The organism is Calditrichota bacterium (genome assembly GCA_013151735.1).
Taxonomy (GTDB): domain Bacteria; phylum Zhuqueibacterota; class JdFR-76; order JdFR-76; family BMS3Abin05; genus BMS3Abin05.
Genome location: JAADHR010000217.1, coordinates 19,851 through 33,367, shown reverse-complemented (window position 1 = coordinate 33,367; position 13,517 = coordinate 19,851). Strand labels below are relative to the sequence as shown.

Below are 13,517 nucleotides of genomic sequence, written 5' to 3'. Positions count from 1 at the left end.
GTGGCCTTTTGCGACGGCCGGTACATCCCCAATATCCAGATACACAGCGTACCTTTGTCCGGGGTCCAGGCAGCGTTTCCGGTATTGGTCAAAATGTTCTTTGACTGAAATCCTACCACTTTCACACCCTTTGGAAGGGGAATGTTTAAATCGGCTTCAATGGAATCAACAGGAAGCAATGTGACATCGCGGTTAATCCGAAAGTCAAATTCCGTTCCCGCATAATTTGTTAACCGCGCCGATTTCTCCATCGTAACGCGGGTGTTGGTTTTTGAAAGCAACGTGAAGGCTGCTGTATCCATCATACCGGGAGTGAACCAATTGTCAAAAACCATTTTTGCCCCGGGTTTAAAGAAGATCGAGAATTGCCCGCCTTCCGGCCCCAGCCAGAGACGGTCTTCTCCGCCATAGGCATTAATATGTGGCTGAATCGTCCCGGATTCAAATAATTTATAATTGATCCAGCCAAAACTTTTACCCGAAGGCCCATCTGCGGTACTTGTAAAAACCTTGCCCTGATATTGAGGCGAAACAATGACCTGCCGCTCTCCCGTCTCATCCTTCAGAACAACCATCTGTCCTTTGCTCTTTAGGAAAGCCACGTCATAGCCAAAGCTCCCCGGACGATTATTGGATACCATTTTCTCTTCTCCCTTTTTATCCGACGAACAAAAAATAAAAAGCGCTGCAAATCCAAGCAACAGGGTATAAAAAACGGTATGCCGAATCAGATTTGAAGAATTCATCACACTCTCCTTTCTCAAAAACAAAACGTATGCGTCAAATGGGTTGTATTATTTTGTAATTTTATCAGAAATGATGACGGATTGATGCAAGGGTTGAACAAAAACCATTCAGATCCGTTTTTTCTATGAAATATACCCATAAAATCAATTTAGGTCAACACTTAATTTGTGAAATCTGAATTAAAGGATTTTGGGGGAATTTCCGATAAAAAGGCAGGGGGAATTCAAGACCCTTTAAAATATCATTTATCCACAACCCGGAGTATGCGGCTGTTCTGCCTAAATTGGGAACAGTACCCGGTAAGCGGATGCGAAACCGTTGAATTGACGTCATCATCTTCTGCTCCTTTTCGTGGATGACGTGCGATAATAGTTTGATCCTCTGGAATTTAGCACACAGATCCGCGCTGAAAAAAAATCCAGGGAATTTTTCAATTTTACTTTTTTCACTTGACTTTTCCTGTTTTTTTTGACATCTTATATGTGTAAAAGATTTCCCTGCTCGTTGGAACGTGGCTATTGAGACAAAGAGCCAACACTTTGAGAAAGGGAGCTTAGCTCTGGACATGGAATGCAGGCCTCACCCGAAAGGGTTGCGTTTCGTACGCAACGGAGGACGCATGAAATGCCTCAGGCGGTGCCCACCGTGATTTACACGGCCCTTTCGTCAGGCCACTACCAGAGCAGGGATTTTTTTTGCCTTCAGCGAATTATTCTCCCTCCTTTTTCGCTCACTCGCATCCAAATCTCATTTATCATGGCATAATTTACTTAAATATCCTATATTTTTACTGATGCTCAGACTGACCGAGTTAGTAACTCTTGTCTTTGCACAGAAACAGGAATTACTGTTTTTGCACGATTCATTCCCGGGAATGGATCAGTAACACATTTCCTCACTACACCCAACGACAAAAAAGGGAGGGCCAGAATTATGATATCCACAAAAGGTGTGCAGGTTCCATTCGATGTGCCCAAAGACGCTGAAAATACGTACATCGATAATTATTTAACCCTCACAAAGGGGACAGGACGTTTAATGTTGTTTGCGGGGGATCAAAAAGTGGAACATTTAAACAAGGATTTTTACGGCGATGGTATTTCTCCCGACGATAACACCCCCGAACATTTATTCCGGATCGCGCAGGCCGCAGAAATTGGCGTATTTGCCACCCAGTTGGGACTCATTTCCCGCTATGGCAGAGATTATGCGGATGTGCCCTATCTTGTAAAACTGAATTCCAAAACCAATCTTGTCAAAACCGACCAGATGGATCCCTTCAGCAACCAGTGGATTGACATTCATCAGGTCGCCGAATTCAAAAACAATACCCGGTTAAACATTCTGGGTGTGGGCTACACAATTTATCTGGGAAGTGAATTTGAGGCGGATATGCTGCGGCAGGCCGCGCAGATCGTGTACGAGGCCCATCGGGTTGGGTTGGTCACGGTTCTCTGGATTTACCCCCGGGGAAAAGCGGTAGGGGATGAAAAAGACCCGCACCTGATTGCCGGCGCCACGGGGGTAGCCGCGGCCCTGGGCACCGATTTCGTCAAAGTGAACTATCCCAAAAAAGAGGGCGCGGAATCCAAGGAGATCTTCAAGGAAGCGATTCTGGCTGCCGGACGAACCAAGGTTGTTTGCGCCGGCGGATCTTCCATGGATGCAAAAGCCTTCCTTCAGCAGCTCCACGATCAGATTTTTGTTTCGGGAGCCAGCGGAAATGCCACCGGGCGGAACATCCACCAAAAATCCTTTGAAGAGGCCGTGCGCATGTGCAATGCGATTTCAGCCATTACATTGAAGGATATGAGCGTTGACGATGCCTATGCCATCTATCTTGGCAAAAAATCTTTTTCAATGGATTAATTGAGAGGCAATCCGCAGGCGCAAGGGGATTTTTTTAATCTGCAGCAAATTGTATTTTAAATCGACAAAAAAGGCCATCTCAAAACGGGATGGCCTTTTTGGGTGATACACGTTGATTTTTATTTCTCAAAATACGTTTTCAGGGCCAGCAGCGTATCTTCCAGACTGGAGGAGATGACCTTTGTTTGCCCCAGAACCGGCATAAAATTGGTATCGCCGTTCCAGCGGGGAACCACATGAAAATGCAGGTGATCATCAATTCCTGCACCGGCCACACGGCCGAGATTCATCCCGACATTGAATCCCTGAGGATGAAAGGCCGCTTTAAGGGCACGAACGGACTTTTCAATCAAATCCATCATTTCCAATTTCTCTTCACCATCCAGGTTCTCAAAATCAGCCAGATGACGATAAGGGATAATCAACAGATGCCCATTATTGTAGGGGAATTTATTGAGCATCACAAATGCCTTTTCTCCGCGAAACAAGAGGAGGTTCCTCTGATCATTCGCGGGAGGGTCTTTTGGAATGGTGCAAAATATGCAGCCCTCTCCTTTTTCGGCATTCGTATTTTGAATATATTGCAAGCGCCACGGGGCCCAAAGATATTTCATAATGCCTTCACTATTTGTTTTCGTTTTCCTTTTCCTGCTTTGCCGCTTCGACGATTTTTTCTGCAATGTCATGAGGAACTTCTTCATAATGGCTGAATTTCCTCCGGTGAATGCCGCGTCCCTGAGTCATGGAACGCAGTGCAGTAGAATAGCGGTAAAGCTCTGCCAGGGGAACTTTCGCCCGAATAATCTGGAACGGGCCTTCTGAATCAATGCCCTGAATTTTGCCGCGCCGGCTGGACAAATCGCCCATCACATCGCCCAGATATTCTTCCGGAACCTTGACTTCGACATCGTAAATGGGTTCCAGCAGGATGGGATTCGCCTGCAGAAACGCTTTTTTAAAAGCCATCGAACCCGCGATTTTAAAGGCCATATCGGATGAATCTACCGGGTGAAACGACCCATCGTAAAGCGTGGCCTTAACGTCCACAACCGGATACCCCGCCAGAACGCCTTCGGCCATGGCCTCCTGGATTCCCTTATCGACGGCCGGGATATATTTGCCGGGGACCACCCCGCCCACAATGGCATCAACGAATTCATACCCTTCACCCCGGCCTTTCGGTTCCAGACGAATCCAGACGTCGCCGTACTGGCCGCGCCCGCCGGACTGCCGCTTAAATTTTCCCTGAACTTCCGCCTTCCCCTTAATCGTCTCACGGTAAGGGATTTTGGGCTCGGTCAGATCCACCTCAACGCCGAATTTATCTTTTAGCCGTTTGACAACAATGGTTAGATGGAGTTCACCCTGCCCCTGAATGATGGTCTGCCGAAGTTCAGGATCGAATGCCGAAACAAAGGTGGGGTCTTCTTCATGAATCGTTTGCAATCCGACGCCGATTTTTTCCTCATCACCCTTTGATTTGGGCTCAACGGCTACCCGAATCACCGGATCCGGGAATTGAATTCCACGGAGTAAAATGGGTTCTTTTTTATCACAAAGTGTATCGCCAGTGTGTGTATTTTTTAATTTAACGACGGAGGCAATATCACCGGCAGACACCTGCGGTACTTCTTTTCGATTTTTCCCATTTAACATGTAAATCTGTCCGATCTTTTCAGTCGCTTTCTGATTGGGATTCATGACCTCATCCCCCACATGCATCACACCCGAAAAAACCCTGAAACAGGAAAATTCGCCGACGTGAAGTTCAGAGATCACCTTGAATACCAGGGACGCCATGGGTGCATCGGGAGAGGCCTTTCGAACAACTTCCTCGCCCGTTTTTACGTCCTGTCCCACAATTTCAGGATATTCTGCCGGCGACGGTGCAAAATCAATAATAAAATCCATCAGCTCTTTTACGCCCACATTTGCTGTTGCGGCACCCACCAGTACCGGAAAAATGTTTTGTTCTTTTATGCCTTTCAGCAGGCCCTTTTTAAAATCGTCGGCAGAAATTTCTCCCTCTTCAAAATATTTTTCAAGGATCTCATCATCACTCTCTGCAATGGCCTCGACCAATTTCTCCCGGAGTTCATCGGCCTTTGCTTTCAAATTATCCGGGATGTCAGATTCCGTCGCTTTGCCCGAACCATCGGCTGTGTAGGAGATAACCTTCATGTGAATGAGATCAACAAATGAATGAAATTGTTCACCTTCTTCCACGGGAAATTGAACCGGAACAACCTTCATTCCAAACCGCTGCTGCAACATGGCCAGCGTTTTGTCAAAATTGGCATTTTCTTTATCCATCCGGTTAATGAAAATAATTCTTGACACATTTTCTTCTTTCGCGTATTCCCAGACCTGCTCTGTTCCCACTTCCACTCCGGAAACGGCATTAACAAGAACCACGCCGGTTTCAACAACCCGCATGGCACCCTTGACCTCACCGAGGAAGTCTGAATAGCCCGGGGTATCCAATATGTTGATTTTATGGTGCTTCCATTCGCAGTGTAAAAGGGAGGTACTGATTGAGATTTTTCGTTCAATTTCGTCATCATGATAATCAGAAAGGGTTGTGCCGTCATCAACCTTCCCCAACCGATTGGTTTCGCCTGCATCAAAAAGCATGGCTTCGGCGAGGGAGGTTTTACCGACACCCCCATGAGAAATCAACCCCACATTTCTGAGTTTTTCCATTGAATAATCTTTCACGATTCACCTCCATCGTTTGAATTGAATTTTCTGCAAAAAACCCATAATTTCCAGTTACGATCGTCCTTTTCCGTATCGTGTTGCTTTACCCCGTTTTAAAAGATGCTTCTGCACACGCCCCAGAGAGTTTTTCGGAAGCGATTGCAAAAAGCTCACATATTTTGGACATTTGTAGCGCGCAATTTGAGAGATGCAATAGTCGATAATTTCGTCTGACGACACATTGGCCTCCCTTTTGAGAACAATATATGCCTTGACTTCCTCCCCCTGTACCGGATCGGGAACGCCCACAATGGCTACTTCTGAAATGGCGGGGTGATGAAGAAGCAGTTCCTCTATTTCACGCGGATACACATTAAATCCCCCCTTAATAATCATGTCCCGTTTCCGGTCCACAATGTACAAGTAGCCCTCTTCATCCAGATATCCAATGTCACCCGTGTACAACCACCCGTTCTTCAAAATCTCTTTGGTTGCCTCGGGACGATTAAGGTATCCTTTCATTACATTCGGGCCCCGCACCAGAATTTCTCCCTCCTGCCCGGGCACCAATTCATTACCGGACGCATCCACGATCTTCACGTAAATATCCCGTAACGGAACCCCCACGGACCCCTCCTTTCGGGCAAATCCCTCCAGGTTAAAGGTCACAACGGGAGAGGCCTCCGTTAAGCCGTATCCTTCATGAATCGGAATGCCGAATTTTGATTCGAATTCTTCCAAAAGGGACGTCTCCAATTTGGCACCTCCCGAAAGAAGGCGCCGGATGGACGACAAATCGGGGACAGGGGCGTCATAATCCACCAACATTTTGAGCATAGTGGGTACGGCCGCAAAAATCGAAATTCTCTCGCGGGATATCGCCTGCAAGACGCGTTCGGGGTCAAATTTCGGGAGAAGGACAATTCGTGCACCCGAGTAAAAGGCGGCGTTCATGGAAACGGTCTGGCCAAATGAGTGATAGAACGGCAGTACACCCAGGAAAATATCTTTTGAAGTGATCTGTCCGATAATGGCCGAGGCGTAAGCGTTGGAAGCCAAATTCCCGTGCGTCAGGATGGCGCCTTTGGGCCTTCCGGTTGTTCCGGAGGTGTAGAGGATAACCGCCGAATCCTCCGATGTGATCCGGGTACCGCCGGGATTGGGTGGATTCTCTGAAAGCAGGGCATCCAGATTTACAACCTCCTCCGGGAGGTCCCTGCCGGAAACAATGAGATGCGCACAGGAATCGATGTCTTCAACCGCCCGTCCGACTTCCTCCAGAGCATCATCCCAAGTAAGCACCGCCGAGCTTTCAGAATCCTCCAAAATATAGCGGATTTCCCGTTCCCGAAACATGGTATTAATGGGCACCACAATCGCGCCGATCCTTAGAATGGCGTAATACGCAATGGGGAACAGGGGAATATTGGGCAGCATAAGCGCAACCCGATCCCCTTTTTGAATACCCAACTTTTGAAGCCCTGCTGCCAAACGCAAAACCGAATTGTACAGATCCTTATAAGTCAAAGTGGACTGTTCGTAGGTAAGAGCAACTTTCTCAAAATTATTAAGGGTTGAATGTTCAATCAGGGAATTTAAATCTTTTACGACCGGATATTTACTCAACATTTTCTTTCTATTTAAAAATTCGTTATACGTCGAAGATTACTTTTCATAAAGAGCAGAATCGCAAAAACCTGACTCGAAATTATCTATTTATTTTACAAATAATTTATCTTTTAATCAAGATTTTTTTACAGAAAAATGCAATAGGAACGGCTCCAGAAAAATACCTATCAGAACGCGGCCGGGTTCTCTGCCCACGTTCAAAATATCTGACCGGATTTAGCCCCCCGGAATAAAATGGCTCTGTTACAAATGAACCGGTACTTTTCCGAGCATTTGGATTCCCGCCGGACTCACCTGCCAGCGATAGGCCCACAGGGACACGCCCTGTCGGGCGGCCTCTCGCAAAAGCTGTCCGAATTGCGGATCGATGGCATCAGCCGGCGTAAACCAATCAACATCTTCCCTCTGAATTACAAAAAAGATCGCGGCCGGTTCCCCGCGTTTACAAAGCGCTGTCAATTCCCGTACATGTTTGTGGCCGCGGACTGTTACGGCATCCGGGAACCGGGCCACATTATCTGAGACCAGGGTCACATTTTTCAGCTCTACCCACAGCGTTCCCCGGGGACCGGTGAAATGCAAATCGAGCCGGCTGTTTCCCGCAGTTACTTCCTTGCGCACGGAACGATACGACGCAAATTCCGGAATACTCCCCTGTTCAAAACCTTCTATTACCAGGCGGGTGGGATAATTTGTGTTGATTCCCACCCAGACCCCATCCGCTTTCACCATCTCCCACGTGTAGTTTAATTTTCGCTTTGGGTTGCGGCTGACGGAAAGGCGCACGGGGCTTCCGGGGTTCACCAGGCCCATCATGCTTCCGGAATTGGGGCAATGGGCGGTTACCATTTCCCCCGTATTCAGCCGAATATCCGCCAGGAATCGTTTGTAGCGCTTCACCAAAACCCCCTCTACCAGGGGAACCTGGAACTCCATAAAAATAATCCTTAAAACTAACCCGTAATCCCGTCATAATTTTTTGGATTGATGCCAATACCTCCGGGCAGATTGGCATCAGGAATCGTCCCGTCAAGACCCGTCCAGTCAACTATCCTGAATGTTGAGAAAGTTGCGATTTGAGCAATTACTTGTACGCCATCAGGAGACGGACATATTTTTTAAAATGATACTTTTCTTTGAATTCGCGAAAACCGAATTCTTTCAGAAATTTCTTTAAATCCATCTCCACAAACTCCAGGGCCAGCGGGCATTCGCCGTGCACAAATGCCTGTCTCAATGGAAAAAACATCTGCTGCACCTGAAATTCGTTGTAGTCCAGTATAACAAACCGGCCTCCCGGTTTCAGCGCACGGTAGGCATTTTTTGCAATGGTTTCCTTATCATCATTCTCAAACCCATGAAGCACAAATGACATAAACACCACATCAAATTCATTTTCGTAGGGTAACGGTTCTTCAATCCGTTTAAAATCAAAAGATACATTGGGATAAGGTGCACATTTGTCTCGGGCCTGAGAGATCATTTCGTCTGAAATATCCAATCCTAAAATCCGGCCACTGCTTCCAATATGAGCACGCATTAAACAATCATTCCGACCCGTTCCACAGCCAAAATCCAGTACCGATTCCCCGGGTTTTAATTCCATTCCCGAAATCGCGTTCCGAATAAACCGGGGATACAGCCCCAGGGTCAGCACATTCATGAAAAAATCGTAATGTCTGGCTTCCAGACCCTTTACTTCAACTTTTGTCCTTGGGGAACCCATGTTGCTTGTCACCTCTTTTTTTAATTTCGCCGTCTGTTGGCTCATTTGTTCTTTGGGATTTTGCTCCCATATTTTCGCGAATGAATACGTCTGCTTTAGAAAACCCTTTTTGCGAACCCCGCGAATCCCCACAAATTGACTCCAATTAAAGAAGCCGGGTACAGCAGGTATCCTTCATGGTTTTTGAACGGAACTGCCCGATTTACAATTTAACAAAACCGGGACACAAAATGTTGCATCCAGCGGCCATAACTTTTAAAAATAGCAAATCCCGGGACAAATATCAAGTTCTAATTAATTAAATTGGTTAGAATCCTTTGGTACAAACGGGGGGATGTAAAACGGATGTTCTTTCAGACAAGAAAACAAGGCGACCCCTTTTTGAATTTTTTCCTTAATTTTGACAAAATATTTCTTGACATTCCACAAATTATGTTTATATTATAAAGATGTAAATCAAAGGGTTCACCTCATGCGCAAGATTCTTTTTATTTTCATCTCACTTTTTGCCGTTTCAGGTTTCATTTTTGCCGATGCTGTTATTGTGGAATTTCACGCCACTCCCGGGTTCAACCGGGTAGAACTCACATGGCGTGTTTCACAAGAGACGAACGTGAAAGGATATGTGGTTGAAAGGCGAACCGACAACCAGCCCTATATGCCTCTGGAACTTGTAAAGGCCACATCCGCAATTGCGACCCCTGCGAACCCGAAAACCTACACTTTCGTAGACCGATCCATTTTTAAGCCAACCGGAAAGACCTTTTATTACAGGCTTGGGATTAAAGAAACCGACCGCGAAGGGGTGGTATCTTACTCGACGGAAGTCACTGTGAGTCCGCAGATTTCCGGGGTGCACCACACCTGGGGAAGTATAAAGGCCATGTTCCGGTAAGTCTCGCCTGAAAATCATGTAACTGCGGCTTTACGCCTGCGAATCTTCACACAAGCGCACCCATAAAGGGTGCGGTTACAGGTCACTCCCGCTGAAAATTGTGTAACTGCGGCTTTACGCCTGCGAACCTTCACACAAGCGCACCCATAAAGGGTGCGGTTACAGGTCACTCCTGCTGAGAATCGTGTAACCGCAGGCTTTATGCCTGCGAATCTTCAATCCGAATCTCTCCCATTTGTTGTTCTTCAAACTGAAGTTTGTAAAGCCGGTAATAAATGCCGTGTTGCGCCAGGAGCTCCTGATGCGTTCCGGATTCCCGAATCTCCCCTTTGTGAATGACCAAAATCTTATCGGAATGTTGAATGGTCGACAGCCGATGGGCAATGATGATGGCCGTCCGATTTTCAAGAAGGCGCTCCAGCGCGTCCTGAATCATCATTTCGGTCTGGGTGTCCACGCTGGAGGTGGCTTCGTCCAGAACAAGAATCTCCGGGTTGAAGGCCAGGGCCCGGGCAAAAGAGAGAAGCTGCCGCTGTCCCAGCGAAAGGGAGGTGCCGCGCTCCTTTACATCCGTTAGATAACCGGCCGGCAGGGATTGAACGAATTCATGGGCGTTGGCGATTTTTGCAGCTTCATGCACGGTTTCCTCGGGTAAATTTTCGCCCAGACGGATGTTGTCTGCCACACTCCCTGAAAACAGAAACACATCCTGTAACACAATGGCAATTTTCCGTCGTAAATCGGGAATGGCAAACCGGCGAATGTCTGTTCCATCAATAAGAATACGCCCCTGCTGGACATCATAAAAACGGGCCAGCAAACTGATAATCGACGTTTTGCCTGCCCCCGTTGCTCCCACCAGTGCTACCCTCTGCCCCTTCTTTACCTCGAACGAAACATCCCTCAACACCCAGTCTTCATCTTTGTAGGCAAACCACACGTGATCAAACTGAATTCGATTTTCAAAATGCCGAAACGGTACCGGTTTCGCCGGTGAAATAATCTGCGGCTTTTCATCGAGGATCTTAAAAATGCGTTCCGAAGACGCCATGGCACTCTGCAAAATATTGTATTTCTCAGCCAGATCGCTGATGGGCCGGAAAAAGCGTTGGGCGTATTGAATAAATGCAACCAGTATGCCAAGGGTCAAGCCTCCGGCATTGTATTGAATGCCCCCAAACCAGATAATGAGAGCAATGGCAAAATAACTGATTGCATCCACGCTGGGACCGAACATTGAAAAGTAGAGAATCGTTTTTAATTGTGTTTGCAGGGTTTCCTGGTTGAGTTCTTTAAACTGCTGGAAGTTCCGTTTTTCCCGATTAAATAACTGAACAATGACCATTCCGGAGATATTTTCCTGAAGAAAGGCATTTAATTTTGCAATGAGAAACCGCACGCGCCGGTAATTATCCCGGACTTTTCTGCGAAACAAAAACGTGGCATAAATCAAGAGGGGTAAAACGCTGAAGGTGACCAGGGCCAGTTTCCAATTGAGCACCAGCATGACAATAATGATCCCGGAAAGCATGAACAAATCCCCGAAAATAGCCACGACGCCCGAGGTAAACACGTCCTGGAGAGCGGCCACATCGGTTGTTACGCGCGTAACCAGCCGTCCCACCGGATTTCGATCGAAGAATTGAATGTCCATTTTCTGGAGATGGGAAAATGTGGCCATCCGGATATCAAACATCACATTCTGGCCAATCCATTCCATAAGATTGATCTGAATCAATTGAAGGATAAGCTCCAGGAGAAGAATCGAAAAGAAAACCAGGGATATTTGAAAAAGTCCGGGAATATTTTTGGGAACAATAAAACGGTCGATGGCAATTTTCGTCAGAAGCGGGCCCGCAAGCTGAGCCAGCGAGAGCAGTACCAACACCACCACGGCCGCAACCACCTGCAAACGGTACGGATGCAAATAGGCAAAAAGCCGTTTGACAATCCGGCTATCGTAGGCCTTTCCAACTACATCTTCTTCCAGAAAACTTTTTCCGACTCCGTGCCGCATGGGGTCTCTCTTTGGTAATTTATTCTTTTATTAATATTCTATTTACGGGATGTTTTTTCTCAGTGGTTCTCTCTTTTTCTCTCTGGGGTTCTCTGTGTTACTTTTTTTCAGGTTACACCGAGTTCCACTGAGAAGCACAGAGTACCACAGAGAAATTTAAGATCCCATTCCGAATTCAGGTTTAAATTTCTTCCAGTTCCTTTTCCAGCTGCTGTTTTCGGAACAAATCGGCATAAATGCCGTTGCGTTCCATTAACTGTTGATGATTCCCCTGCTCCACAATTTTCCCTCCGGAAAGCACGACGATTTCATCAAATCCCGTCAGCGACGAAATGCGGTGAGAAATCATGATCACCGTACTGCCCTCAAATGTCTGCTTCAGGTTTTCCAGAATACGCCGTTCCGTGCTGGAATCAACAGCCGAGAAGGCATCATCCAGAATAAAAATAGGGGGATTTTTGATCAGCGCACGAGCCAGCCCCACGCGCTGCTTCTGTCCCCCGGACAGATTAATGCCCCTCTCGCCAAGCTCCGTATCAAATCCGTGCGGAAACGCCCTGATTTCATCGGCAATTGCGGCCATTTCCGCTGCGGTTTGTACCTCCTCTTCCGAAGCGGTCTCCAGACCAAATGTGATATTCTCCCGGACCGTGGTCGAAAACAAAAAGTTATCCTGGGGCACGTAGCCAATGGACTGGCGGAGCACCTTCAATGGGATGCGGCGGATATCCACCCCATCCAAACAAATGCACCCGGTGGTTACATCGTACTGGCGGGTCAGTAATCGGACCAGGGTGGTTTTCCCGGAGCCGATATTTCCGACAATTCCAAGCTTTTTGCCGGCGGAAATGCGAAGCGTTACATTCTTAAGAACAGGCGTTTCCGTTCCCGGGTAAGCAAATGACACATCCTCAAGCTGAATGGCGCCTTTAAGCTTCCGGATGTCCCATCGCGTATCGGGAGAATCCTGAATGAGGGGTTTGCGATTCATGATTTCGAGAATTCGTTTCATGGAGGCCGTCCCCTGCTGGTAAAGGTTGATGATCCAACCCAGTGCAATGGTAGGCCAGGTGAGCATCATCAGATAGGTATTAAATGCCACAAACTCACCCAGTGTGATCCGTCCCTTTACAACCATCGTACCGCCGATCCAGAGAACAATAACGGCACCCAGTCCCGTCAGGAAGGTCATTCCCGAAATTAGAATACTTCGAACGCGCGCCAGACGCAGGTTTTTTTGAAAAAATCCGCGGCTGAGTTTATGAAAGCGATTGATCTCATTTTTCTCCTGAACATACGCTTTAACCACACGAATTCCCGAAAAATTTTCCTGGGCCTTGGCCGAAATTTTCGAGAATTGGGCCTGAATTTCATCAAAAAGTTTATGAATCTGTTTCATGGCCCGCGCGGCCAGAATAGAAACAAAGGGAAACGGAATGAGCGCCAAAAGGGTCAGTCTGAGATCGATTTTGATCATCATCGCGATCGCCACAAACGAAAAAATCACCGTGTTCATAAGGTTAGCAATTCCCGGCCCCAGAAGGTTGCGAATGGCATTTAGATCGTTGGTGGCGCGTGCCATCAGATCGCCGGTACGCACCCCCTGATAAAATGCCGGTGAAAGTTTCTGCAAGTGAGAAAAATAGTCTATTCGAATATCAAATTCTATTCGGCGGGATATTCCCATAAGCGTTCGTCTCATGCCAAAGCGAAAAACAGCAGCAAGCACGGCCGCAAGGAAAATCAAAAGGGCAAATTGGGCCACCACCTCACTGGAGGTACCCTCACGAAGTTTATCAATGGGATAGCGCAATAAGAGTGGAATGGTCGCGCGAAAACCAATCGTCAAAACGGCGAAAAACAGGCCTGCGAGATAGTTCCATTTGTAGCGAATTACGTATTTCTTTAGAGCTGAAAAAACCGAATATTTCACC

10 protein-coding genes are annotated in these 13,517 nt (G+C 47.1%); 2 read left to right on the top strand and 8 right to left on the bottom strand.

The genetic code is table 11. The features are described from left to right. Positions 1-746 (bottom strand): hypothetical protein (locus GXO76_15715; protein NOY79300.1); only part of this gene is annotated, 746 nt, incomplete at its 3' end. A gap of 934 nt (positions 747-1,680) precedes the next feature. Here GXO76_15715 and GXO76_15710 point away from each other — a divergent pair. Beyond that, positions 1,681-2,616: an aldolase gene (locus GXO76_15710; GenBank protein ID NOY79299.1), complete on the top strand. Its 936-nt coding sequence runs from the start codon at positions 1,681-1,683 to the stop codon at positions 2,614-2,616. A gap of 119 nt (positions 2,617-2,735) precedes the next feature. Here the strand turns inward: GXO76_15710 and GXO76_15705 are convergent, their stop codons facing one another. From GXO76_15705 to GXO76_15685, 5 genes are all read right to left on the bottom strand, one after another. Next, positions 2,736-3,230, bottom strand: coding sequence for an HIT domain-containing protein (locus GXO76_15705; GenBank protein ID NOY79298.1), 495 nt, complete (start codon positions 3,228-3,230; stop codon positions 2,736-2,738). A gap of 10 nt (positions 3,231-3,240) precedes the next feature. After that, complete coding sequence (fusA, locus tag GXO76_15700; protein NOY79297.1) at positions 3,241-5,334, bottom strand: elongation factor G; 2,094 nt, start codon at positions 5,332-5,334, stop codon at positions 3,241-3,243. Positions 5,335-5,388: 54 nt separating this feature from the next. After that, entirely contained in the window at positions 5,389-6,945 is a 1,557-nt protein-coding gene (locus GXO76_15695) for a long-chain fatty acid--CoA ligase (protein NOY79296.1), read from the bottom strand. Positions 6,946-7,188: 243 nt separating this feature from the next. Next, positions 7,189-7,881 (bottom strand): DNA/RNA nuclease SfsA, encoded by a 693-nt coding sequence (gene sfsA, locus GXO76_15690; GenBank protein NOY79295.1) that lies wholly within the window; start codon positions 7,879-7,881, stop codon positions 7,189-7,191. A 148-nt stretch (positions 7,882-8,029) separates the two neighbouring features. Then, positions 8,030-8,716 (bottom strand): class I SAM-dependent methyltransferase, encoded by a 687-nt coding sequence (locus GXO76_15685; GenBank protein ID NOY79294.1) that lies wholly within the window; start codon positions 8,714-8,716, stop codon positions 8,030-8,032. 427 nt (positions 8,717-9,143) lie between these two features. Between GXO76_15685 and GXO76_15680 the strand changes: the two genes are divergently transcribed. After that, complete coding sequence (locus tag GXO76_15680) at positions 9,144-9,566, top strand: hypothetical protein (GenBank protein NOY79293.1); 423 nt, start codon at positions 9,144-9,146, stop codon at positions 9,564-9,566. A 199-nt stretch (positions 9,567-9,765) separates the two neighbouring features. On the opposite strand, the gene GXO76_15675 is transcribed toward GXO76_15680, so the two are convergent. Both GXO76_15675 and GXO76_15670 read right to left on the bottom strand, forming a co-directional pair. Continuing rightward, complete coding sequence (locus GXO76_15675) at positions 9,766-11,583, bottom strand: ABC transporter ATP-binding protein (protein NOY79292.1); 1,818 nt, start codon at positions 11,581-11,583, stop codon at positions 9,766-9,768. Between the two features lie 181 nt (positions 11,584-11,764). Further along, the gene (locus GXO76_15670) at positions 11,765-13,516 is read right to left on the bottom strand and encodes an ABC transporter ATP-binding protein (protein ID NOY79291.1); all 1,752 of its coding nucleotides are present in this window, start codon (positions 13,514-13,516) and stop codon (positions 11,765-11,767) included. Position 13,517: the final 1 nt, after the last annotated feature.

Coding starts and splice junctions, on each gene's coding strand:
- GXO76_15710 (NOY79299.1), top strand. CDS start 1,681: ATGATATCCACAAAAGGTGTGCAGGTTCCATTCGATGTGCCCAAAGAC.
- GXO76_15705 (NOY79298.1), bottom strand. CDS start 3,230: ATGAAATATCTTTGGGCCCCGTGGCGCTTGCAATATATTCAAAATACG.
- GXO76_15695 (NOY79296.1), bottom strand. CDS start 6,945: ATGTTGAGTAAATATCCGGTCGTAAAAGATTTAAATTCCCTGATTGAA.
- sfsA (NOY79295.1), bottom strand. CDS start 7,881: ATGGAGTTCCAGGTTCCCCTGGTAGAGGGGGTTTTGGTGAAGCGCTAC.
- GXO76_15685 (NOY79294.1), bottom strand. CDS start 8,716: ATGAGCCAACAGACGGCGAAATTAAAAAAAGAGGTGACAAGCAACATG.
- GXO76_15680 (NOY79293.1), top strand. CDS start 9,144: ATGCGCAAGATTCTTTTTATTTTCATCTCACTTTTTGCCGTTTCAGGT.
- GXO76_15675 (NOY79292.1), bottom strand. CDS start 11,583: ATGCGGCACGGAGTCGGAAAAAGTTTTCTGGAAGAAGATGTAGTTGGA.